This is a genomic window from Schaedlerella arabinosiphila, assembly GCF_003885045.1.
Taxonomy (GTDB): Bacteria; Bacillota; Clostridia; order Lachnospirales; family Lachnospiraceae; genus Schaedlerella; species Schaedlerella arabinosiphila.
Genome location: NZ_RHJS01000002.1, coordinates 238,583 through 263,280, shown reverse-complemented (window position 1 = coordinate 263,280; position 24,698 = coordinate 238,583). Strand labels below are relative to the sequence as shown.

The following is a 24,698-nucleotide window of genomic DNA, read 5'->3' as shown; positions in this document are numbered from 1 at the left end:
CTCTGTAAAACGTCACCGCAATCTCTGACACAGCTAAAACTCAGGCATCTTCACTTCACATTCAGAAATTCTTTTCTGCTCCCCGTTGAAGTATTTCCGCACAATTCTCAGGCGGGGCAATACCAGCTGCCTGATATACGTTTCTTAAAATCTCTTCCGCCTTTTCCAAGCCAAGCTTTGGTTCCATCTCTTCTTTTTCATTCCATCTTCTGTTCCACACGGCTCATCCGACCTCCCTGGAAATTACAATTCTGAGCTGATATTCTCAGTGTATACGGCTTGTCGCAAAGCGGCTTACTATACGACAAGACGACGCATCAAATAGTGAGTAAATTTTAACACGATTTTCATATTTTTTCAATACCAATCTGCGTTTAACATTTAACTCCTGCCATTCCAAATGCGGCATCTATATCACTTTCATCGTAAGATACATATCTCAGCAGTCTGCCGCGCAGTCAATGTATCCCCTTGCTATATACACGATCTGCACATACAGAATATGAGCCGGCGTGGTTTTCTAACAAACATTAATAATAAAGAAGATACAAATCGCTGAAAAAACATACATTTATGCGGCTGTCCAAGCTCACGGCAGCCGCGGCCGTTATTGATGAACAGTCAATTCTGGCGGCCTGCCTGCAAAAAGCTCCTAAAACAGGGGCTTTTTTGGCACTTGTCGTATAGTAAGCCGCTTTGCGATTGTTTTTTCTGTAATCGCTGCCTTCACTCAACAACCAATATAATTCATTGCTTCTTACTCTTTCAGCTTCTGAACGGTTGTATATCCCAAAACAAATTTATCTTCCAACTGACTGATCGTATATATGGTTATTTGCGGTTGTGATTTAGACAGAGAACAGCTATAATGAAAGAAACTTATTGCGCTGTGTGTATTTTAGAGAGAGGTGTCGGTATGGCAAGAACCGTTGGAATCGGTCTCCAGGATTTTGAAAAGATAATCAAACGGAATGTATTTTATGTAGATAAGACCATGTTTATCAAAGAGTGGTGGGAATCCATGGATGATGTCACATTGATTACCCGGCCGCGCCGATTTGGAAAAACACTGACGATGAGTATGGTAGAACATTTTTTTTCAGTGCAGTATTCGGGCAGCAGCCTTTTCCTGGAAACGAATATATGGAAAGAAGATGCATATCGGAAACTCCAGGGAACCTATCCGGTCATATCTTTGAGTTTTTCAGATATTAAAGAAGTATCCTACGAACAGGCACGGAAAAAAATATGTGAGACGATTGTAGACCTGTATAACCAATACGACTTTCTGTTAAAGGAAGGTATTCTTGGAGAAAAAGACAAAAAATACTATGATGGAATATCTTCGGATAGTGATGATACAGATATTACGATATCACTCCGGAGACTGTCTGGTTATCTGTACCGATATTATGGTCAAAAGGCTGTCATCCTTCTGGATGAATATGATACTCCTATGCAGGAGGCATATGTAAATGGTTATTGGGAAGAATTGGCAGCTTTTACGCGCAGTCTGTTTCATGCGGCTTTTAAAGGGAACCCCTATTTGGAACGTGCAATTATGACAGGAATAACCCGGATCAGTAAGGAATCTATCTTTTCGGATTTTAACAACCTGGAAGTCGTAACAACAACATCGGATAAATATGAGGAATGCTTTGGATTCACAGAAGAGGAGGTTTTTGCTGCATTAGACGAATATCATCTTTCGAATAGGAAAGATGAGGTGAGGAGTTGGTATGACGGCTTTGTTTTCGGCCATAAAACAGATATATACAATCCATGGTCTATCATTCATTACCTGGATAAACATCAGTTTGCTCCTTATTGGGCAAATACGAGCAGCAATAGTCTGGCAGGAAAGATGATCAGGGAAGGGACGAAGCAGGTCAAAGAGTCATTTAAACAGTTGCTGGATGGAAAAACTATTTTAACTGAGATTGAAGAGCAGATTGTTTATAACCAGCTTGACCTGGATGAAAATGCCATTTGGAGCCTGCTTTTGGCAAGCGGCTATCTCCGGGTAAAACGATGTGAGACAAGCTATGTGCCAGGCCGTGAGTGGAAGCCTGTCTATGAATTGGAAATCACCAATTATGAAACGAAGATCATGTTCCGCAGTATGGTGCAGGGATGGTTTGCGTCTTCTGCTTCCAATTACAATGATTTTATAAAAGCTCTTTTGCTGGATGATCTGAAAGCAATGAATATCTATATGAACCGGGTAGCAAAGACAACGTTCAGTTACTTTGACAGCGGCGGCAAGCCATCCGAAGAACGTGAACCGGAGCGCTTTTATCATGGATTTGTATTAGGACTGATGGTGACATTGGAGGATCGTTATATCATTACATCAAACCGTGAAAGCGGATTTGGAAGATATGACGTTATGCTTGAACCAAAGGATATACAGGAGCCCGGAATTATCCTGGAGTTCAAAATTCAGGATTCAGAAGACGAGAAAGATCTGGAAGACACGGTAAAAGCGGCGCTGCAGCAGATCGAAGAAAAAGAATATGCTGTCTCTCTGGAAGCAAAAGGCGTGCCGGCCGAAAGGATCAGGAAATACGGATTTGCTTTCAGGGGGAAGAAGGTATTGATAGGCAGATCACATGCGTAAGTAAGTTGTCTGAAAATTTTTCTTTGAGCTACTTGACTATCCAGGTTCAAATACCAGAAGCCAGTCAAGGCAAGGTGTTCCGCCTTTACTGGCTTCTGGTATTTGGATAAAAAACAATCAGATGTTATGAAACAAATGCAATATTATATTTTTTCAACAGTTCCATCGCCCGGGCAAGTTCGGCTTCCTTCCGGGCAAGCTCCGCGTCTTTCTCTGCAAGAGAAGCTTCCCCTCGTCTGCTTAAGCTATTGACTTTTAATCGCCTATATAGTATATTTTCTGTGATTAAAGTTCAGAAAACATTATTTTATATTCCAGAGCAAGTCTAATATATTGAGGAGAAAAACATTGAATAAAAATCATAGACGGCTTTTTTTCTTTATTGGCGACATGAGCCATTCCAGTGGAACAGAACGAGTATTGTCTATCATTGCAAATGGACTGTTGAAACGCGGTTATCAAGTTTCCCTAATTAGCCTGGGAGGAAATGGAAAAACATTCTTTTCATTAGATAAGAGCATTAAAGTCTATTGGGCAGCGCAGGAAAGAAAGAACCCTGGAATTATCGGAAATCTTCAATACCTTACAGCACTATTGTCCCGGGAACGTCCTGATTTTCTGGTGGATGTAGATATTATATTAGGCTGCTATTCCATTTTTCTGAAATACCGTATGCCAGAAATCCGTTGGATTTCGTGGGAACATTTTAATTATTATTATCACTTCGAAAGGAATCATTTTTTAAGGAAGATAGTAAGGCGGATGGTCACAAGATATTCCAATCATCTGATCGTCCTAACAGAAGAAGATAAAAAATATTATCAGAAAAATCTTCGGTTAACATGCGCGCTGACACAAATCTACAATCCTGTTCCGTATGAAGATACGTTTTTTAAACGAGAGGAATTGCCTTTTATTTTAGCAGCAGGGAGACTTACGGAGGCGAAGGGCTTTGATTTGTTGATTGAAAGCTGGAGTCTGCTGGAACCGAAATATACACACTGGGCGGTTGTAGTTGCAGGGGATGGTAAAGATAGAAGCGCCTTAGAGAAAAAGGCAGCAAAAGCCGGCATTAAAAATATGCGTTTCGTTGGAGCTGTATCTAATATTGAAGAATATTATAAGAATGCGGCATTCTTTGTTCTTCCTTCCAGAAATGAGGGATTTGCAATGGTTCTTCTTGAAGCTATGTTTTTTTCACTCCCAGCTGTCTGTTATTCCTGCAAAACTGGTCCAAAAGAAGTCATATGTGACGGGACAAATGGCTTTTTGGTCGAGCCATGGGATATAAAAGATTTTGCATGTAAAATGGAAGTTCTTATGAATGATAAAGAGATGCGCAGAGAAATGGGCAGGCAGGCTGCAGATTCTGTTCGAAAATTTGAAAAAGAGAATATTTTAGATGAATGGGAAAGGATATTCGCAAGGTAAAAAAGCGGATACTGAGGAAGGGGTTGCTGCAAAACAGCCCCTCCTGCTTTTCATCTATTTCTTTCGAAACAATTTCCAGATCCACGCCCGGTCATCCGCTGCTCTTATAAATAGAAAAAATGGCAGCAGTTTATATAGCAGCAGGAGCATTCTTCGTCCTTTTGCCCTGCATGTTGGCTTAGTCAGACGCGGCTGCAGCAGATCTTCTTTTGTACATTCAAACCAGTCCACATCTTCCTGAACTTGTTCCCAAATTCTTCTTGCTTTCTCCGTATGAAGGATCATCATTGAATTTCCCATGCCATCATCCAAATCCGGCCTAACCTTCTCAATCCCCCAGAAATCCCCGATCGTAAAATCACTGCTTCGATCTACCGTACAGAATTTACAGCTATGACAGGAAGGCCGCAGAATATAATTTTTAAAGTACATCCTGCAGAACCTATCCTGAAAAAGTGAACCCGCATATTCCTCTCCATTGATCACATAAGCACATGTATGCCCATAGTCTTGCGCCCTCTTATCCCGAAAAGAAAATTCTGTCATTTTCCCATGATGCCTGTACTCCAGATACTTTACATAATTTTCCCAGATTCCCGGAGACGGAACACCATAGCATACCAGATCCACAACGATCAGCGTATCATACTCCTGCCCAAGGAAAAGCCTAAGAGCCTGTGACTGGCAAGGCGTACCGCAGAACAGCACCCACCGCCTCCCTTTTAAACACTGCTCTACTTTTAAAAATATACCCTGTATATTGCTCTGGACATACTTGGTCCTTTTTATCTTTTCCAGTTGTTCCAGATTCTCTGCTCCTCTATGTACCACTTCCATCCTGCTGTTATAGCCTGCACCAAATACCACACCTTTCCTTTCAAGGACATATTGTGCCAGGATTGAAAACATACCGCCGGAAGAGCTGGAATTTCTGACCGCTGCACTTTTTGCCCTTGCTCCGATGTATTGATTCCAGCATTCGGCAGAAGGATTCTCTAAGGGCATCCCATAGTCCATGCCCCTATGGAGCGTGCGGGCTTTGTCCGTCAAGGTATACCCAAGGGCACACCTGAACACATGCCCTGCGGGCCGGAGGACTTCGTCCGGCAAGGTATGTTTTTTTACAGGACAGACTTCTTCACATCTGCCGCAGTGCACACATATGGATCTGTCGATTTCCGGATATAGAAACCCTTCCCCATCCTGGCGCATACGCACAGCCTGTACCCGGCATACATCCACACATGCCCCGCATCCGCAGCATTCCTCTCTTTTGAAATATAATTCCATGCCGGCTCCTCTCTGCCTGTATCTTGTCCAGGCAAATGTCATCATATCTTACACGCCGCCAAATACTTTTCCTTCCATATCGGTATTTGCTTTCAATAAATCTCTGCTATCGCATTTTTTAATGAAAAAAATCATCCCATAGCCGCCAAAATGCCTCTATCAGCAACGTTTTTGTCATCCCATGGTTTAGAAATAGCTGATATAATGCATAAAGCATTTCCTTTTTACGTCCATATTTTACTGAAATACTGTATCTGCGTCTCGCTTTCCAGCATCCAATACGACTCAAGGATTTCTTATCATGAATACCGCAGATGCCTGCAATCTCATCCACCAGATTTTCATAGTCCAAATACTTCAGTTCCTCCTCTGCCTGAGTCAGTTTCCTCCTGGAATGGCTGCCCTTCCTGACACAGACACCATACAACGCTTCTCGCAATGTCGGGCATTTATGTTGATACATGTAAGGCAGAAGCATTTGAAAATTCTGTCCCACAGGGTATTCCGGTATATGCCTGTCCGAATATATTGAAAAAAAATGTTCTGATTTTAACATATAGCATCCACAGCATACAAAGGTTTTGACTTCTAAAATATCCCAAAACAGAGATTCCTTTTCCAGATCTCCAATCTGCTCTTCTGCCTTCCGTGATTCTCCTGAATCCGGGTCAAAATAATAGGACAGTGAGCGGACACATTGATATTGCGGATTTTTTTTCAAAAATTCCACTCTTTTTTCTACGGACTCCAACTCCAATATGTCATCGCTGTCAGGCCAGATCAGATATTCTCCGGTCACATACGGCAGGCCCTGGTTGATTGCTGCAGATGCATTCTTATGGGCAGATTGTATGATCCGATATCCAAAGCCTCGTTCGGCAAATCTCTGTTGGTATCGTTGGGCAGTCTGGACTGTATCGTCTGTTGAGCCATCATCCACCAGGATCATTTCTATCTGCGGATAAGTCTGATTCAATATGGAATCCAGCATACGCTGAAGATAGTATCCTCCGTTGAAAACCGGGGTAACGATGGAAACCAGATCTTTTGTATATTTCTGATATCCACTGTCCATTTAAAATTCCTCCATCAAAATTGACAAAATATATAATGAAATTTTATTTTTCTCTTACAAATTTTTTGTTTTCAATTTTATAAATTATATCACATTCATTTGCCAAACTCATATGATGAGTTACAATAAGCAGCGTTTTATTTCCTTTTACCTGCCTGATAGAATCTATTACTGCTTTTTCCATCTCCATATTTAAAGCGGCTGTTGCCTCGTCCATGATCAAAATCTCAAAATCTCTGTATAAAGCTCTTGCCAGTGCCATTCTCTGACGCTGTCCACCTGAAATAATTGTGCCATTTTCCCCAATCAGAGTATTGATTCCTTCGGGCATTTGCTCAACATCTTCCCATATCTGTGCGCATTTCAAGGACTCAATGACCCGCTCTTCATCAATCCCCTCTTCGAAAAAAGAAATATTTCTGCGTACTGTTTCGTCATTCAGGTACACTACCTGAGGGATGTATCCTACGATTTCTCCAAGATTTGCCCTACATATTCCCTCCGCATCCGACTGCGTAACAATGTCATAATCATCATAAATAATATTTCCAGACTGAGGCTTCAAAAGTCCCAGAAGCAGGTCAAGAAAAGTAGTCTTCCCTATGCCAGAAATCCCTATGATCGCAACAGAACTTCCTACAGGAACATCTATTGAAGCATCATCGAATATCTGCATCCTTTCGTTATAGGAAAATTTCAAATTTTTAACCGTAAGCCCTTTTTGGAATGTCAGTTTTTTTTGTCTGATTTTTGCAGAATCTTTCTCTTCCTGTTTTAGTTTTGTATATCTGTCCAGGCATTCCTGCAATGTTTCATAAGACTTTTTTGAAAACTCTATCTTGTTTACTCCGTTTATTATATTTCTCCCACTTCCTACGATTATGCCTAATATCATAAAATATTTTGATATTGAAGCTGCAGCAGATAGAACATCCGATTTAGTTCCTATTATAATTGCAAACATGATATAACCTATAGACATTGCAGAAATCTGCATAAACATATTCGTACAGTTTGTTCGATACTCATATTCACTATGTACATGTGCGTATCCTTCGCTTGCATCCCGATATTTCTGTAAAACAGCCGATGCACAGCCTGCGACTTTCACTTCTTTAAACAAACCAAACGCAGTAAAAATCTGTGAGGCTGTTTTCACCTCATACATTCTGCGTTTCTCTCCATAAAGATTCATTTGTATGCGGTTAATATATATAAATCCTGTCATTAACAATATTATTGCAATACAACTGACTGCCCCCACCCATTTTGAAACATAGATTATAATCATGCAGCCCATAATCATCGAAAGCATATTAACCCAAATATTAATGCATGATATGATAATACTAATACATTTCTCCGTATCATTACGAACTGAAGTCAACATCTTTGCTCCACTTTTTTTGTTGTGATGTTCCAGGTCTTCTTTAATAAATAGTTCCAATACCTTTATAGATAGCTTCTGTGCACTATTATATATAAATAGATTTTCTATTTTAATCCTATATAGCGCAATTATTTTCAACAGAATGGATGCACCCCCCATAAAAATCAACAAAAAAAGCATACTTGATGTTATCTGGTTTATGTATACAGCAGCATTAATGATATTAACACCTAAAAAAACACCTATCATTGACTTTGTGGAATCCATAACAGAGAAAAAGGCTATAAACCTCCACATCCTCTGTTCATCCTTTTCTAAAATTTGTGTTAAATATTTAAACATTTCAAGCATTCTATTCTCCTAGAATTTCGCAAAAGTCTTAAAATAATGTTCCTTATAATATCTAAACCTCAGTTCGATCTCAGAAGCAGTTTCTTATTCATTGTAATAATTTTTATACAATGGATAAGCAAAAAAACAGATCCAAAATCGTAGTCTCCTGCACAGATTCAGTTTATAAAACAACGGATGCTTTCTCTCTGCAACAGCCATTTTCCTTAACTCTTTCCATCTCTTCTTTTTATTGTTTTCTTTCATTAACACAAAGCTCTTCTCCATTTGTTCCAAAAGCCATTCTTCCCAATATAATACATAGGGCATCTGATTTTTCTCGTATTCACTTTTTCGAATTATTCTCGTACACTCAAAATATTTCTCATCCATTTTCACTTTTTCAGAATGAGTAACGCTACATAAATGTTGCCTGTAAAAATACCATTCTACATTAAAATATGCAACACGCGGATTTTTACAAATTAAATTATACAAAAACAAGGTATCTTCCCCATAGATCATTTGCCTTTCAAATCGCAGATCTCCTATGAATTTCCGCAATATCATTTTTCCACCTATACCAGATAGTCTTTTCGGATATTTATGAAACCATTCTTCTGCCTGACCCCTTGTCCAGATTTTTTTTTCTTCTTCACTTTTCGAAATCCCATATATAATACTTTCCATTTGTTGGTTTGTCATTTTTCTACATTCACACATTGCCAGTTCAACATTATGCTTCTTCATTTGACAAACCAAATGTTCTATGAGAAACGGGTGAATAGCATCATCGCCATCCAAGAAAAAAATATATTCTCCTGTAGCAATATCAATGCCACGATTACGTGCGGTTGATACACCTGTATTTATCTGAGAGAATACAAAAATTCTTTCATCATTTTGGCTAAGCTCATTACATATATGTAGACTTTGATCTGTAGAGCCATCATTGATAACAATAATTTCCAATTTTTTATATGTTTGCCTCATTACAGATTTTAAACTCTGTCTGATATAAGCTTCTTCATTATATATCGGAATAATAATCGACACCTTTTCCATAAGTCTCTTTAAGCTTTCTATTTTTTCTTACATGAATCCAGTATAATTTCCTGCCATAAATATTCTGCAGATATCTTAACATGTTCTTCTGTTCTTTTTTTAATATCATCCCAATCTATCAAAGAATCTATCATTTTTTGATCTGGATTGTTCTGCTGCAGATTCTCTAACCCGTATTTTCTTAAAAGATTACAAATTCTTGTATTACGGCTACTGTGCGGAAAGGCAATAAATTTCTTTTGATAAATTATACTAAATGCCACTCCATGAAAAGAATTTGTCACAACATAAGCAGCTTTATGGATATATCCTAAAAACTCAGATGGTCCAGCCGTATATTCTATCATAAATTCATCGCTTGTTTTCCCTATACAAGTTCTCAATTCTATTACTTGTATTCCTTTAATGTCTGACAGCTTTTTTGCATAATCCACTAATTTTTCATTAAACTCTGTAGCATAAACCAAAATATACTCTTCCCTTTTGGGAAGTTTTTCTATATTCTCCCATTCTTCTTTTTTTAATAAGAAAACCGGATCTAAAACTGCTATCACGCTTCTCATGTAAAACTTTTTTATATATGGTATTGCTGTCTCTTCTCTAACAGAAATAGCATCAAGATTACAAAGCAACTTTGAAATTTTTTCATTATATTTTTCATCCAATGAGTCTCCCCCCAGGCTTGCTCCATACGAAATCACTTTTTTCTTTAGCTTGTTTTTAAAATCACCAAAATACACACTTTTCAAACCGAATGTAATTTCCGGATTCCATATTTGATCGCTTCCAACAATATAATATTGATATGAGAGTTTCCTCAGTTGACAGGCAAAAAAACTTTTTCTTTGACTGTTCGGGTTCAAATAGCTTTTTCTAAATTTTTTCATATTGTATCTTAATCTAAAGAAATCCTTTCTCATTCGCAGATGGCATTCCCATCCCCATCTTGCATTCCTTAAGCATTTCAAAAAACTGCTATCGGGTATATATGGAATCCACCAATGCCTCCCTGTTAAAAAGGGTGGTTCATAGAGTATAATCTCAGCTTTTCTCCCACTTCTGCATAAGAAACTTTTAAGTGCAAATGCTTGTAGCATAGCACCATAATTATCTGAGCAATGAAAAGTTATAATGCCTACAACAACATCCATTCTATTCTTCATATCGTCCATTTTTTCTTTTACAACCTTTCTTTAATGAACAAAATCCTGCTTTTATTTTTCCTAATACATAAAGAATATCACAATAAATCCAATATAACGGAAAACAATAAAATGCCAATGAGAATTTGATTTTTAGAGAGAGGCATGTAAATGAATATATCTCCCGCCTTTTTTCATCCGCAGCTAATTTATTGAGATAGTCCATCACAATTTGATTCTGAAGGTATCTGCTTTTTATATACCATTCTATGATACGATTCATAATAGCTTGTTCTCGAATAACTGCACTTTTAATTCTTCCGCACTCTTTTTCTTGATCGCATATAAACCTTTCACATTCATACATACTATTGTATGCTTTTATAGAATGTATTTTACTTGTGTTCCCGGAATGATTCCTATAAAAATACCAATCTTGATGTAATATGACAGCATCTGATCCATTCAGTAAAATCTGATATATATTTCGTATCTTCTCCATGCGATAGTGACTCATCAAAAAAGTATGTTTGTACCGAACTGCGCAAAATCATTTTTCCTGCCAAAGCTTTAAATTCTTTACATATTCCGCCCAAAAAGTATTCGATTACTTTTGATTTTTCGATATATGAAAAGAAAGGCTTCTCTCTGTTTGGCATTGCGGTCAGCTGTTCCCTTTTATCCACATCCTTTATGGAATGAAATTGTGAAACAGCCATGATAGAATTTGTTTTTTCCAATTCATTATATAATGTTCCCAACAAGTTAGGATGTATGATATCATCACTATCCATATAAAAAAGGTATTTTCCTTCTGCCGCTTTCAATCCTGTGTTTCTTGCCGCTGAGACTCCCCTGTGCTCTTGTGGAAAGAAACGGATTCGTTTGTCTGTTTCACACAATTTCAGACAAATCTCTTTGCTTTCATCCAATGAGCCGTCGTCAATTAAAATCAATTCAAAATTCTCGTAGGTCTGTTCAAGCACAGAATATACACATTCGCAAATATATCGTGCGGAATTATAAATTGGAACAATAATAGATATTAATTCTTTCACCATAGTCCTCACTTCCATAAGCATCATCTTTCAAAATAAATTGACTGCCTGCTATTTTTAAGGACAAAATAAAACAGAATTTTTCTGAGTTCAATTATAATTTATAAAAATCTTTATACCATTCAACAAATTTATGTACCCCCTCACGCAAATTGGTTTTAGGCCTGAAGCCAAAATCACGTTCCAATGTTGTTGTATCTGCATATGTAACATGCGTGTCTCCCTGCTGCATGGGTACATACTCCTTTAATGCCTCAAAATCATAATCTTTCGGCAGAATCTCCGCATCGACCAGTTCTTTTTGAAGAATTTCCATAAAATCCAATAATTTCTCAGGTTTTTGGCTTCCAATATTATATATTGCATATGGTGCTGCCCGCAGCCCATCTTCCCCTGCAGTCTGCATGGGTGGACAGGATATCACCCGTAAAATACATTCCACTGCATCAGAAATATATGTAAAATCACGTTTGCAATTCCCATAATTAAATATTTGAATCTTCTCACCCTTACGCAGTTGATCCGTAAATTTAAAATATGCCATATCCGGTCTCCCAGCTGGACCATAAACCGAAAAAAAACGCAGTCCCGTACTAGGTATATTATAAATTTTAGAATATACATGAGCCATAAGCTCATTCGTTTTTTTGGTAGCCGCATAAAGCGATACTGGATTATCTACTTTATCCTCTGTACTGTATGGTACTTTTTTGTTTTCTCCATATACGGATGAACTCGATGCGTATATCAAATGTTGAACACCTTGATATTCGTTTGTTTTTACCGAATCATTGTCTATGCAACTATTCCGGCACGCCTCTAATATATTATAAAAACCAATCAAATTGCTTTCAATATAAACATCAGGATTTATGATACTATAACGAACCCCTGCCTGTGCAGCAAGATTTATAACAATATCAGGTTTATACTTTTTAAATACAGCACAAACAAATTGTTTGTCTGAAATATCGCCTTTCAAAAAACTCCATGAACAATCAAAATATTCCAAAGATATTTCATTTATTTTCTTTAATCGATACTCTTTAATACTGATATCATAATAATCATTTATATTATCTATTCCTATAATATGTATACTTTTCTCCTTCTGTAAAAGAACAGATACCAAATGATAGCCAATAAATCCAGCTGCTCCTGTTATTAATATTTTTTTATCTTTCAGCTCCAAGTATTTTCCTCTCTCACCTTGTTCATTTATATAATATCTATCCACTCTTTAACTGCTCGATTAATATCCAGTTCTTTTCCCCTCTTCATGCTTTTATCTTTATAATACTGCTTTTTGGCGTCATCACACAATAGTGTTATAATTCCTTCCGCCATCTTGCATTCTTCTGGTTCAAGAGGGTCATGAACCGAATACTTTTTACCACTGCATACAGGAATTAGCATTCCATATTCCGCCTCCATTATTTCGCTTACTCTTTTATCGGTTGCATTTAAGCCCGGAGCCAGTATTTCTCTCGGTCCTGAATGCACATCCGAAGCAATGCATGGCAATCCACAGCATATTGCCTCCGCCAATGCATTAGGATATCCTTCCCATAAAGAAGGCAATATAAAAATGTCTGCGATTCCAAGGAACCAAAATGGATTGTCCGTGCAACCCACAAAAACAACCTGCTTCCATATCCCATAAGATTGGGCCAGTTCTTCTAAATACTCCTTTAGGAAGCCTTCTCCTATTATGAATAATACTGCTTGTGGTTCTCTTTTTAGCACTTCCGAAAAAGCTCTGATTAAGTGCCATTGACCTTTTTGTAAAACAAGCCTGCCAACTGTAACTACTATTTTATATTTTTTGCCGACAAATTCATTGTACGCTATATGGTTCTCAGGAAGTTGGGTCATATTTCTTTTTATCCATTCACAATCGTATCCGTTTACAATCGCACACACCTTATTTTGAGGAATCTTTAATTGATAAATCAACCTCATTGCAATTTCTTCTGATACGGCTGAAACTATGTCCGCATGAGCGAACATCAGTTTTGTCAGAAGAAAATCTCTAACTTTATGATATGTCCCTGAATGTTCAGGCATTACTTGATTTCGTATTGATACAATGATTTTGCAGTATTTGTTTCCCGACAGGATATTAGAAATATTCGCGCCTTCAAGAAAACTTATGCAGGCGTCATATTTGTTGTCTCTTTTTATTTTCCTTAGACATATTGTCCGTTTTATCATACTCATGATAAAGTGTATCGTCGAATCTTTTTCTGGATATGAAAGAGATAACAAATTTCCTCTGTACGGATATTTAACCATTGATTCATCATCTACTAAAATATCAATTTGCCATTCCCTCGGAAAGTGAGTTACAATATTGGACAAGGCTCTTTCTGCTCCTCCTCCATAAAACCTTTCTATTACAAATAAAACCTTCCCTGCCACAACACCCCTCCAATTAAGATATCAACTCAAGTAATTTTTCTATTTCTTTTTGATTATCTGTCTGTTCTCTCTCTAATGCAGCACGACTATAAGCGTTCATCTGCTGAGGATGATTCGCAAGCTCCAATATAGTTTCAGCCAATGTCTTCGAGTCGAGCTTACAGATTTCCCCATCTACGCCATCCTCTATCTGTTCCCGTACACTACTATGCTCCGATGCAACTATTGTACACCCCAGAACCTGAGCCTCTTCTATCGCAATGCTTCCCTTTCCTTCAAAATAAGACGTATGAACGTATATATCGCACTGAGCATAATATGGGAATGGGTTATCTACCGTTCCAAGGAGGATAAAATCTTTTTCCAGTCCAAGTGTTCGAATTTGCTTTTCCAATTTTCTCCTCAGTTCTCCTTCTCCTAAAACATACCATCGAAAATGTTTTTGAGAATGCTTTAATATATTCATCGTGTCAATTGCTATATCAATTGCCTTTTGACGAACCAAACGCCCGACCGTCAAAATCCTGATTCCGTCAAAATCATCTGAAAATCCCCCCTTTTCTTTAGAATTGTTAATAATCCTTTCCCTATCTATCAAATCGTAAAATACTGCTACCCGCTCTTTGCATTCTGGATAAACCTCAAGAAAAACCTTTTTCGCATTTTCTGATACAGTATATACCCTATCAAAATCCAGGTAACAATCTTCATCCAGCATTCTATTATATCCTGCCAATTTATAATCAATATGAATAAACGCTGCTTTTTTCTTTGCCTTTACCCTAGACGCCACATAATATGCCGAAGCGCCTTCCAAATAAGCTATTGCAAGATCATACTCCTGATCCAGTTGCTGTGCTCCATCAGAAATACATTTCCAGAGAAGTTTATCCTTTTTTATATTTCCTTGCTCAATCATATTCTTCAGATTTTTGATAATATAACGCATCTTTTTAAAAACCAAACCTTTAAACAGCATTACTTTTATTACGGTCTTAAAAAGTCTTATCTTTCCCCTCCAATCAAGCACAGAAACAGGAAAATATTTTTTATTTAATAAATTAACTTTCTTCGGCAGCTTTCTTATGAGCTCTCCTTGTCCTGTCAGCACAAGCAGCGATATTTCATACTTTTCCATATCTAATTGCCTAAGCAATTCTATCATCGCAATTTCTCCACCCCCCATGCCCATTGTATTTATCACAAACAGAATTGATTTCATTTTGAATCCTCCGCCAAATTATAAGGCGCATCTGAATCTTGTTCAAAATAGTAGCAGACAAAATCATCGTCCTCATAGTAAACATTCAGCACAGAAGGATATCTCTCTGAAAATTGATGACACCATTCATATACCTTCGATTCTAAAATTGTACGCCCCTCTTTGTAAAGAGATTTTTTACTAAATCCAGATAAATCTTTCTGTACAGCTTTCTCTGAAATCTCAGATGCTTCTATAACGGAATTTCCACTTTTCCCCAACCATAATGGCCCACTAAAGTAATAAACTTGTCTATATATTATTGGTTTTTTTTCCACATACACAAAAACATACTCTGTCGGAATTGTATAATATTCATCGTTATTTTTTTCAATGAAAAGCGATATATCCTCATGCTTTCCATATAAAAAAACCTGACATAATTCCTCATACGGAGATACGATAGTATAACTATTCTGTGGAAAATCATTTATAATGGAATCTGTTATCATCACTGCAGAATCATATCGTGTTAATGAATAATACAGATATCCATGATATATTCCAAACAAATTTGTAAATAAATAAATTGCTACAGAAAAAATATAAGATATTAATTGCATAATAAAATCTCTATAAAAAGAAGCTATTAAAGAAAACGCAAAATCTGCCGGCATCATCATAACTGCTAGAGTCATCATATGCGCGCTGGAGCAGTATCGGTTACCAGCAATTAATACTGGAAGACCCAAATCGGGTGCTTCATATGATATGTATACTATCATTGCAAAAAATGAAGTCAAAATAATTGGTGGATATCCTTTACAAAATTTCTTTATATTTCTGTTAGAAGCATATCTCCCTATGAGACAGCCCCCAATAACTATTAAAGTTACTATAAAAATACGACTCCCTCTTTCTTCTCCATACATACCTTTGTAGCCCCTTTTATACGTCTCTTTTAGAAGGTATTCTATTTTCATCAATCCCTTCACAATTTTTTGTCCGATTTCTGGCAACTTTTCCAAAACTTCTCTATCTTCTTCTCCTGGTTCTAAAGGATTTTTAGCAATTTTACCTTCTAATACCTCATTTTTTCTGTCATTACTATTTATAGATTGTACCCCCCAATTAATAGACGCTTCAAAGGGAATTCCAATTGCCAGAGCACCCATTATTGGCATTGATACAATAGCACCCCCAAATATTATAGAAATCATTAAAGGAATTAGATTCGTTGGTTTTAGTATTCTTTTGAAGTTGAATACCACAAGAGAAACACATATAATAAATGCCATAAATGTTGTATAATAATGAATTGAAATGGATGCAACAACTGACATCATAAATAAAAACAAGTTTTCATCCCAACAGTATTTAAATAAATCTTCTATTATTCTATATGGACGTATTTTTTTTAAGTAACGAATCAAAAACAACGCACATAAAAATTGTGTATGCAAGCCAAATTCCATTGGTAGTGTCATCTGAAGACGATAAATACTATATTCACAAGTAGGAACATTAATATTCAGTGTCATATATAAACACAGTACAAAAATCGATGTATAGCGCCAATAAAATACTTCCCGCAACAATACGTATGCTGAAATAAAGAATACCATTATATGAATGCACTGCAAATACATCATAATGCTATAGATACGAATACCAAACAAAGCATATAAGCAATAAATAAAGCAATGCATCGCCTCTGGATAAATCCCATCCGGATAAATTTTTCCCTCTGTCAAATGATTCACCCATTGATGATGAGTCATTATATCAGTTTGTCCATAGCAATGTACCTGAAACGCACCATAAGAAAAATAAACCATCCCAAAACATATTACAACAAAAAGTAAAATATATTCCCAAATTCCAGAACGGCTATCTTTCCCTAGACGGAATAACCCCCTCACTTTTTCACTATAAGACTGCAGCAGCACCTTTATCCCACTATCTGCAGATTCTTCATATTGAAATGTCAAAGCCTTAATCCTTTGACATATAGAAAGCAAAAAAATACACGTAAAGAACCAAACACATGTCCTATCATTCAAAATGTGTAATAATCCCATCATAAGTACAATGGTATTGATCAAAACAATTTGGACTGTAACACAAAAGCTAAAATGATATATTTTTGATTTACTTCTTAAATGGTTCCAAAAAACAACCGTCGGCCAAATAAACATCAGGAAAATATAGCCACTAAAGACTTTTAAATATTCTAAAATCCAAAATGTCTCCATTCTGCCCTCCTTATGACTCTTTCCTATTTTTATTGTATAAAAAAGTCTTTCCAAACTCTTAAGTAGGTCTTTGTAATTAATCCGTCATCAAATTTTTCATAATATTTTTCTGTAATTTGTGGATAAGACTCCAATGCATCTGAAATTACAGAAATACTGTTCTCCTGATCCTTTTCAGGATGAATAAGATATTTTGATAATTCACCTGTTAAAATTTCATTTGGCCCATATGGACAATCAGCTGCTACAACAGGTATTCCACAGATCAGAGCTTCAATAATATTCATAGGGAGTCCCTCTTGTCTTGAACATGAAAGCAAAAGCGTTGCATTTTTAATCCATTGTTCCGGATTTTTTTTAAATCCAGGTACAAATACATATTTTTGCATTCCATATTCCTCAATCCGGTGCTTCAATTTTTCCTCTAAAATGCCTTTTCCCAAGTATACTAAATCATATTGATCATAAAAATGACCTTTACAATAGAGCTCCAATGCCAGCAAGGGATTTTTTTGTTCAACGAGACGGCCCATGACAAGGATATACGCCCTGTTGTGCGGAGACGCTGATACAGACATGTTTCTTAAATCCAAGCTGCTGCAAGGATTATATATAGTTTCTATATTCCTGGAACAAATCCCATATTCTTGAATCAATTCATCTCTGATTCCATGTGAAACAGTCACTATCTTTTTTCCCTTCAAGAAAAGTTTTAGTGACAGTCTCTCATAGCCAGTGCTATGTTGCTCCGCCTGATGGCGGCTCTTATGCATCACATAAAGACATTTTTTACTGACTTTTGTCAAAGAGGCTAAAAGTTGAGACGGTTGAACATGAGCTGTGATCAATATATATTTTTTTCCTGAAAGAAACGTGTTCACTTTAGGAACTGCTCTGATAATATCCCAGCCTTCCCCCTTTCGGTTATCAATTTTTAGTGGAAATATATGAATATACTCAGGTATATCATAATCAGGTTCTCTATTATAAATAGTAATAAAATCGCTCTCAATATTAAGTTTAAAAAGTTGTTTTGCCATATTTAAACAAACTCTTTCAGCGCCGCCTCCAATAAATGAATTCAAAAAAAATAATGCTTTCAATTTCATATCTTCACTTTTCATTTTCTACTCCATACACCTTGATACCCTATATCGCATCTCAAAAATGGAATACACATGTGCTGCTTGTTCCAATGATATAAACAATTTTTTTATATATCTATAATCCAACCTCTAAATATGCATAACAGTTTATAGATATATTTTTTTAGTATAACGCACATCATCAAGAACAAAAAACATTGATGGTTTATTAATAGAACATACGGATATATTTTTAAAGGCATCCCTTTATAGCAGCATATATCTCTTTCTCCTTTGCATTTCATTTTTAACAACTGCGCCGAGCTAAAAAAAGAATGATGAAAATTAATTTCCTGATGTATAGATCTCACAATCCCATAAAACTCCAACATATTAATCTGTCGTTCAATTTCAAAGTCCTCTTTTACTTTCAAACTTGATCTAAGATATTTAGCAATGGCCTTTTCATTTTCCAACAAATTTTTACGATACTTTTTTTGGCCTGAGGTTTCACTTAAACGATTATAAAAATACAACATCTCTTCTGAAAAATATACATTATCAGCAAAATACAAACATTCCCACGCACAGACACAGTCCTCGCCGCGAAATAAACTCGTGTCACTGCAATAATGCTTTTGTAGCAGTTTCCTTTTTATCACTTTATCGCAAAGTGATCCCGAATCAATCCCCCCCTTTTTGTCTAATTGAAAAATCATCCACGGATATATCTGTTTTTTTAAACGTTCCTTATCATACAACCCCTCTTCAACTCTCAGCTTTCTCTTTTGATATTGATTGTTTTCCAAAACCTTCACATGACAGAATACAAATATATCAATAGATGCCTTATCTAATCTATTTTTCGCAGTTTCCAACAATTTCTCAGCTATCCAATCATCTCCATCAACATGATATATATATTCTCCTGATGAATAGAAAAGTCCTTCATTACGAGCTGCTGTTACCCCGCCATTCCCTTGTCTGTGTATTACTCGAATTCTTTCATCCTTTTGTGCAAAATCATCACAAATATCGGGTGTTTTATCTGTCGATCCATCATCTACTATTATTAGTTCGAAATCGTCATATGTTTGGGCAAGAATACTGGAAATACACTTTTCTATATCATCTTCATTATTATAAACAGGTACAATTACTGAAAAGAATGGTGTATTCTTCTTCCTTTTCTTCATGATGAAAATCCCCTAAATACTTGCATTGACATCTAGTTTCTTTCTTCTTGATATTTTTTTCAGCATTTACATTCCAAATGCTTTCTTTAGTTTCCTTTTTATAACTTGCATTTCTCTTCCAAAGCGTATTTTCAAAAAAATGTTTAATAAGCAACGCTACAGACAGTCCTTTTATTCTCTGCATCCCCCAATCCCGAGGAATTTCTCTCAGACCGCCCCCTGACTTTTTCTGTATAATTTTCAAAAAGCATAGAATAGAATTTGTATCCTGCGGTGATACCTGCAGGACCTGCTCCTATAATAATCACTTTCTTCATACCTCAACCACACATTGTTTTTCATCTTTCTTTCTATTTATCTCTATAATTCCATCATGAACTCTTCTACCATATAAAATAATCATAATAATTGGACAAATCGAAAAATTCAAATAAAAAAATCTAAAGTCACTGCCTGACAAAAGGAACATTGTTCCAAAATCATATATTAAAATCGGTATACACAAAAAAACTCTTTTGCACTCATTTTTGCGATTATATTTCCCCAGAACAGATACTATTACAGCTAAATTAATCACTCCAATATAGTAAAAACATACTCTAAAACACCATCAGCATAATCAATACAATAAAATATAAAACAATCTTCAAACATATTTTTTCTTTGTATATCGTAAAATTGTATATAGCAAATATGAAAGCACACCGGAAAATTCCAGAATCTGAAATAGAATAATTAATCCTGCTCTTCCAGTAATTTTTAATGGTAATGTATATGTAAATAGGGTCTGTAAAGCTGGATGCCAATCATTATATTCGCCATCTAATGCTTACCCATATTGATCTATTGCATCACCTGAAAACATTCCCGGATAATATGCTAAATACCAGGTAAGTAAAATCATAAATGTAGCACCAAAAAACATATAATCCATATATATTTTTCCTTCTTGCTCATTTTATTCTCTTTTAAATCAATATTTAAATCTTTAACTTTTTGTAATATGATTGGACATATATAACTTGCACTTGCTAAAACTAACAAAATTGCAGCTACAAAAAACAACGTAAAGTCCCCACGCCACGAAATAAAACTTCGAGCCGATATAATAAACGTCATATATAATATGAAAATAATCCCATTTAAACCGTTTATATTATAATAACCCCTTTTTAGATATATCATAATGGATTTCAATTTCATATACTCTTCCTTTTGTTACAAAAATCTACTAAAACAAGTCCTACCTTTCATCTCACCACAATCGTCCCAATCCGATACCCATACTCCTCTTCCTCTTCTTCATTCGCCATCAATATACTTCTCCCCGTATCCTGGTCCTCCATGAAAAAGTACACCTCATACCTCCCCCTCTTAAGCTCATCCACCGCAATCTTCACTCCCGCCATCTGCAATGCGTCTCGCTCCTCACCGCCCACAAGCTGATCTACTGCACATGACATCTCCATCGGCGGAAGCTGCCCTTCCTCCTCACTATACAAAATCAGCTTTATCTTCGGTATCTTATACAAAGGCGCAAATCCCACATTTTTTAAATGAACCGCCGCATACACACTTTTTTTATCTTTGCTGGGTTTCAGGCAGGTGTCATGGATCAGCAAACGGTATCCCAGATGACGCTCCATATAGGTATAGCCGTCCATTCCTTCAAAACAGCCCTCCTCCGCCACCCGTGTATCTTTCCACTTCTTCAAAACCTTCTCGTCATAATCCGTGTTCAGATAGGTCACATGCATAGCCGCCAGTTCTTTTGCCGAGTTTTCGAAATCATTCAGTACATTTTCGTTGATTACCTCGCCCCCATTCGGAACTGTGCGGCACAACTCCCTCTGAAAATCCAATTCTTCTGCTCGTCTCCATCTTCCATACTCATCTATCCCGACAAAATCCTCTGTCAGATAAGTGCCATAATCACTGTCACTGCCCAGAATCCCGTCATTAAATAAACTCAGCCGGCCGGCCAATATATGAGTTGCCAGCGCTTCCGCCGGATCATCCAATCCCAGAATCCCGCGCCACTGTGCCGGCATACGCACGGATAAATATGTAGATTGATCCGTCACCTCCGCAAGTTTTTCAGCCAGAAGCCGCATATCTTCTGACGAACTGTACCGTGTACCGTTCATTTCACCCCAGTTTCCGGTAAAAAGGCCCTGAATGACGAAAATATCTTTTTCTGCCTCACACAGTACAGGCCCAAGCTGTTCCATATGCGTCAGAATAATCTCTATACTCTCCGGCTCATACAACTCATTTTCTCCATCCTCGTCATACATGAACCGAATAATTAACTGCTTATCTAATTCTCCCAGGGCTGAAAACAATTCTTTGATATTTTCAAGCCCCCTTTCCCCTATTTCCTTTTCCCTGTAAGCCTGCAGAGAGATCTGAACAAGGGTAAGCTCTGTATCTGTATCCTTCTGGTAGCGTTCCTGTACAAGCGCTTTATAGTCTTCCGGCTCTTCCGTGATCTGAAATCTATACAGATGGTAAAACCCACGATTTGGATTCCGCAATTCTCTTGCAGATTCCGTAAACGAAAAGCTCTCTACTTCAAGCCTTTCTCTCATGAGATATAAAATCAGTCTGTAACCCAGCAGCAGCAATACCGCACATATGCAGCAGACAGCAAGCACCTGTTTTGCCCTCTGGATTCTTACCCTCCGCCTGTTCCACTTACGCCTTTTTGCTTCATATTCTTCGATCCTGCGTCTGTCAGCTCTGTATTCCTCCCTCCAGTCTCTTCCAGTCTCATATAAATCATTTTTTCTCCTGTTCGTTCTGTTCTTATCTATCCTGTACCTCTTTGCCATGCTATTCCATTCCCAGCGCCAGGTTATACAATGAAGCCGTGTCCTGTCTGAAGTAATAGCATACGAAGTCCTCATCTTCATAATAGACATTCATTTCAAACGGATACAGCTCCGAAAAATGCCTGCACCATTCATACGCCTTCGACTCCAGAATCGTACGGCTGCCAAGCTTCGTATACTTCAGCCACGGATTCGTATATTCCGGTATCTTTTTCTCCGCTTCTTTTTCGGAAGTCTCTGAAGCAATCACTTCCGGGCTCTGGCTCGCCCCGCCATCCGGATATTTTTTAGAATATATGTTCCAATACGGTTCCTGATATTTTTCGCTTCCCAACCAGGACGGTCCCTGATGGAAATGACACTGCGCATAGAGCAGAGGTTTCTTCTCCACATATACAAACACATATTCCGATGGAAGTGTATATTCTTCACTCTCACATTTTTCAACAAATGTCAGCAGCTCCTCATGCCATCCCTGGCCGATAATGGAGTATATTTCATCCGTAGGAGACACGATGGTATAACTGTGTCTCGGAAATGTATCCACAATAGATTCTGTCACCGACACCGCCGAACTATATTTCACCAATTCATAGAATAAAAATCCCCGATAATTTCCCATAAGGAGCGCGCCCCCATAGATTCCTAATACGGACAGCGCGGACACGACCTTTAAGATGCATTTCCGGCAGAAAAGCTCCAGTATGGAAAACAGAACATCCACCGGTATCATCGTGACTGCCAGAACCATCATGTGCCCCGGGACAAAAAACCGCCCCTCCGGAATCAGATCCGGCAGTCCAAGCATCGGCGCTTCATAAACCAGTACATAAACAAATGATGCAAGTATGACCGGGGGATACAAGGAACAAATATCATTCAAAAATCCGCCTCTCAGCTTTCTGTGAACCTGCCAGCAGTATATAACGGCAAGCATTGTGAAAAAAATGATCCAATTTCCCCTCCCTCTTCCATATAAAGCTGCATAGCCGCTTTTCTCATATCCTCCAATGAACAGATTTATAATAAAAGCTGTTATGCTGATCTCCTTGCGTTCCATCTGCGGATTTGCCTGCTCTGTCTCCTCCCCTTCCTTCGGAAGCTCCTTCTCCTCCCGCAGGCTTCGGCTTTCCTCACCGCTCATCGCGTTTACTGCCCAATTAATGGAACTATTCCATGGGATTCCTGCAGCCAGAGCTGCCGCCATAGGCGCAGCCGCTATCAAGCAGCTGCATAGGACAGCCGCAGTCAGCGGAATCAGATATTCTCTGCGCAATATTTTTTTCCAGACAAATGCTGCGAACGGTACACATATCAGGAACACCATGATTGTCGTATGGAAGTGCGTCATAACTGCGGCTGCCAGCGACATCATAAACAAAAACAGATTTCTGTCCCAATGACATTTTGACAGTCTGTCCCTCCAGAAAATGAAGTCCGTATTTTTCAAGTAAACAATCAGATAAAACGCGCACAGAAACACTGTATGAAGGCAGAATTCCTGCGGAAGCGTAATCTGCAGCCGGAACATGCTCTGTATCTGATCCGCATTTACCAGATCCAATGTTAAAAACAGCATGATCACAAATACCGGCGTGTACTTATAATAAAAAATTTTCCGCAGCAGAATATATACCGAAATAAATAATACTGCCGTATGAATCCCCTGCATAAACAACAAAATACTATAGACCCGGATTCCCAGAAGAGAATTCATACAGTAGATAAAGCAATGCATCGCCGCCGGATAAACTCCTCCGGAAAAGATCCTGCCCTCCAAAAGTCCGTTGATCCAGTCATGATGGGCATACAGATCCCCATATCCATAAGCGCGAACCTGAAATGCTCCATAAGAAAAATACAACATTCCATATACGATTACAGCTAATAAAAGTCCGTATTCTCTCAACAGCGGATACACTCTGCGCCAGATTTCCGACACATATTCCTTCACTCTGATCCGGATAGTTGACAGTCTGTATACTTTTAATTTTTCCAGATCAATTGAAGTTAAATGCTGCCTCAGTTTTTGTACCAACGCCAGAGCGAATACTCCATAGAACAGAAAAAGTACAAAAAACCGATGAAGTATATGAAATAGTCCCAGGGTCAAAACCACCGTATTTATAAGCACGATCTGTACTGTGACACAGAAGCTGAAACGGTATGTTTTCGTTTTCTCCCTGAGATGCCCGCAAAATACAACCGACGGCCAGAGGAACATCAAAAACACATAGCCGCAAAACACTTTTCCGTATTCAAAAATCCAATACCAAGTATCCAATCCTGGTGCCTCCTCCTCACA

The 24,698-nt window shown here is 37.6% G+C and carries 19 protein-coding genes; 2 read left to right on the top strand and 17 right to left on the bottom strand.

Translation table 11 applies throughout. The features are described 5' to 3' along the window. Positions 1 to 61 precede the first annotated feature (61 nt). Entirely contained in the window at positions 62 to 187 is a 126-nt protein-coding gene (locus EBB54_RS31550) for a hypothetical protein (protein ID WP_279229956.1), read from the bottom strand. Between the two features lie 729 nt (positions 188 to 916). On the opposite strand from EBB54_RS31550, the gene EBB54_RS01910 reads away from it, so the two are divergent. Then, on the top strand, positions 917 to 2,620 hold the full coding sequence (locus EBB54_RS01910; protein WP_125126119.1) for an AAA family ATPase: 1,704 nt from the start codon (positions 917 to 919) through the stop codon (positions 2,618 to 2,620). A 348-nt stretch (positions 2,621 to 2,968) separates the two neighbouring features. Then, positions 2,969 to 4,051, top strand: a complete 1,083-nt coding sequence (locus EBB54_RS01900) for a glycosyltransferase family 4 protein (protein WP_125126118.1) — start codon at positions 2,969 to 2,971, stop codon at positions 4,049 to 4,051. A 54-nt stretch (positions 4,052 to 4,105) separates the two neighbouring features. Here EBB54_RS01900 and EBB54_RS01895 read toward each other — a convergent pair whose 3' ends face one another. The 16 genes from EBB54_RS01895 to EBB54_RS01825 all read right to left on the bottom strand — a co-directional run bounded on the left by EBB54_RS01895 (position 4,106) and on the right by EBB54_RS01825 (position 24,677). After that, on the bottom strand, positions 4,106 to 5,386 hold the full coding sequence (locus EBB54_RS01895; RefSeq protein ID WP_243127473.1) for a Coenzyme F420 hydrogenase/dehydrogenase, beta subunit C-terminal domain: 1,281 nt from the start codon (positions 5,384 to 5,386) through the stop codon (positions 4,106 to 4,108). A gap of 73 nt (positions 5,387 to 5,459) precedes the next feature. Further along, positions 5,460 to 6,416: a glycosyltransferase family A protein gene (locus EBB54_RS01890; RefSeq protein WP_125126116.1), complete on the bottom strand. Its 957-nt coding sequence runs from the start codon at positions 6,414 to 6,416 to the stop codon at positions 5,460 to 5,462. Between the two features lie 43 nt (positions 6,417 to 6,459). Next, the gene (locus tag EBB54_RS01885) at positions 6,460 to 8,157 is read right to left on the bottom strand and encodes an ATP-binding cassette domain-containing protein (protein ID WP_243127472.1); all 1,698 of its coding nucleotides are present in this window, start codon (positions 8,155 to 8,157) and stop codon (positions 6,460 to 6,462) included. A gap of 84 nt (positions 8,158 to 8,241) precedes the next feature. Further along, positions 8,242 to 9,201 (bottom strand): glycosyltransferase family 2 protein, encoded by a 960-nt coding sequence (locus EBB54_RS01880; protein WP_125126115.1) that lies wholly within the window; start codon positions 9,199 to 9,201, stop codon positions 8,242 to 8,244. Positions 9,202 to 9,218: 17 nt separating this feature from the next. After that, positions 9,219 to 10,364: a polysaccharide pyruvyl transferase family protein gene (locus tag EBB54_RS01875; protein ID WP_162307060.1), complete on the bottom strand. Its 1,146-nt coding sequence runs from the start codon at positions 10,362 to 10,364 to the stop codon at positions 9,219 to 9,221. Beyond that, positions 10,354 to 10,710 (bottom strand): hypothetical protein, encoded by a 357-nt coding sequence (locus EBB54_RS01870; protein ID WP_125126113.1) that lies wholly within the window; start codon positions 10,708 to 10,710, stop codon positions 10,354 to 10,356. The genes EBB54_RS01875 and EBB54_RS01870 overlap by 11 nt, the downstream gene beginning before the upstream one ends. Positions 10,711 to 10,762: 52 nt before the next feature. Then, on the bottom strand, positions 10,763 to 11,404 hold the full coding sequence (locus EBB54_RS01865) for a glycosyltransferase family 2 protein (protein ID WP_162307059.1): 642 nt from the start codon (positions 11,402 to 11,404) through the stop codon (positions 10,763 to 10,765). A 91-nt stretch (positions 11,405 to 11,495) separates the two neighbouring features. Then, positions 11,496 to 12,638, bottom strand: coding sequence for an NAD-dependent epimerase/dehydratase family protein (locus EBB54_RS01860; protein WP_279229955.1), 1,143 nt, complete (start codon positions 12,636 to 12,638; stop codon positions 11,496 to 11,498). Next, a complete protein-coding gene (locus tag EBB54_RS01855) occupies positions 12,620 to 13,822 on the bottom strand; it encodes a glycosyltransferase (protein WP_125126111.1) in 1,203 nt (400 codons plus the stop codon). Before EBB54_RS01855 ends, EBB54_RS01860 begins: the two co-directional genes overlap by 19 nt. 13 nt (positions 13,823 to 13,835) lie before the next feature. Next, complete coding sequence (locus tag EBB54_RS01850; protein WP_125126110.1) at positions 13,836 to 15,044, bottom strand: glycosyltransferase; 1,209 nt, start codon at positions 15,042 to 15,044, stop codon at positions 13,836 to 13,838. Beyond that, complete coding sequence (locus EBB54_RS01845) at positions 15,041 to 17,278, bottom strand: hypothetical protein (protein WP_125126109.1); 2,238 nt, start codon at positions 17,276 to 17,278, stop codon at positions 15,041 to 15,043. The genes EBB54_RS01850 and EBB54_RS01845 overlap by 4 nt, the downstream gene beginning before the upstream one ends. A gap of 29 nt (positions 17,279 to 17,307) precedes the next feature. Next, positions 17,308 to 18,402: a glycosyltransferase gene (locus EBB54_RS01840; protein WP_125126108.1), complete on the bottom strand. Its 1,095-nt coding sequence runs from the start codon at positions 18,400 to 18,402 to the stop codon at positions 17,308 to 17,310. Between the two features lie 89 nt (positions 18,403 to 18,491). Further along, positions 18,492 to 19,559 carry a glycosyltransferase family 2 protein gene (locus tag EBB54_RS01835; RefSeq protein ID WP_125126107.1) on the bottom strand — a complete coding sequence of 356 codons (1,068 nt, stop codon included), beginning with the start codon at positions 19,557 to 19,559 and terminating at the stop codon, positions 18,492 to 18,494. A gap of 143 nt (positions 19,560 to 19,702) precedes the next feature. Further along, positions 19,703 to 19,876: a hypothetical protein gene (locus EBB54_RS30005; protein WP_154677760.1), complete on the bottom strand. Its 174-nt coding sequence runs from the start codon at positions 19,874 to 19,876 to the stop codon at positions 19,703 to 19,705. A 933-nt stretch (positions 19,877 to 20,809) separates the two neighbouring features. Further along, entirely contained in the window at positions 20,810 to 22,393 is a 1,584-nt protein-coding gene (locus EBB54_RS01830) for a DUF4832 domain-containing protein (protein ID WP_162307058.1), read from the bottom strand. A gap of 1 nt (position 22,394) precedes the next feature. Next, positions 22,395 to 24,677 carry a hypothetical protein gene (locus EBB54_RS01825; RefSeq protein ID WP_125126105.1) on the bottom strand — a complete coding sequence of 761 codons (2,283 nt, stop codon included), beginning with the start codon at positions 24,675 to 24,677 and terminating at the stop codon, positions 22,395 to 22,397. Between the last annotated feature and the right edge of the window lie 21 nt (positions 24,678 to 24,698).

Coding starts and splice junctions, on each gene's coding strand:
- EBB54_RS01890 (WP_125126116.1), bottom strand. CDS start 6,416: ATGGACAGTGGATATCAGAAATATACAAAAGATCTGGTTTCCATCGTT.
- EBB54_RS01875 (WP_162307060.1), bottom strand. CDS start 10,364: ATGAAGAATAGAATGGATGTTGTTGTAGGCATTATAACTTTTCATTGC.
- EBB54_RS01885 (WP_243127472.1), bottom strand. CDS start 8,157: ATGCTTGAAATGTTTAAATATTTAACACAAATTTTAGAAAAGGATGAA.
- EBB54_RS01895 (WP_243127473.1), bottom strand. CDS start 5,386: ATGATGACATTTGCCTGGACAAGATACAGGCAGAGAGGAGCCGGCATG.
- EBB54_RS30005 (WP_154677760.1), bottom strand. CDS start 19,876: ATGAAGAAAGTGATTATTATAGGAGCAGGTCCTGCAGGTATCACCGCA.
- EBB54_RS01845 (WP_125126109.1), bottom strand. CDS start 17,278: ATGGAGACATTTTGGATTTTAGAATATTTAAAAGTCTTTAGTGGCTAT.
- EBB54_RS01870 (WP_125126113.1), bottom strand. CDS start 10,710: ATGTATGAATGTGAAAGGTTTATATGCGATCAAGAAAAAGAGTGCGGA.
- EBB54_RS01850 (WP_125126110.1), bottom strand. CDS start 15,044: ATGAAATCAATTCTGTTTGTGATAAATACAATGGGCATGGGGGGTGGA.
- EBB54_RS01835 (WP_125126107.1), bottom strand. CDS start 19,559: ATGAAGAAAAGGAAGAAGAATACACCATTCTTTTCAGTAATTGTACCT.
- EBB54_RS01910 (WP_125126119.1), top strand. CDS start 917: ATGGCAAGAACCGTTGGAATCGGTCTCCAGGATTTTGAAAAGATAATC.
- EBB54_RS01880 (WP_125126115.1), bottom strand. CDS start 9,201: ATGGAAAAGGTGTCGATTATTATTCCGATATATAATGAAGAAGCTTAT.
- EBB54_RS01840 (WP_125126108.1), bottom strand. CDS start 18,402: ATGAAAAGTGAAGATATGAAATTGAAAGCATTATTTTTTTTGAATTCA.
- EBB54_RS01830 (WP_162307058.1), bottom strand. CDS start 22,393: ATGGCAAAGAGGTACAGGATAGATAAGAACAGAACGAACAGGAGAAAA.
- EBB54_RS01865 (WP_162307059.1), bottom strand. CDS start 11,404: ATGGTGAAAGAATTAATATCTATTATTGTTCCAATTTATAATTCCGCA.
- EBB54_RS31550 (WP_279229956.1), bottom strand. CDS start 187: ATGGAACCAAAGCTTGGCTTGGAAAAGGCGGAAGAGATTTTAAGAAAC.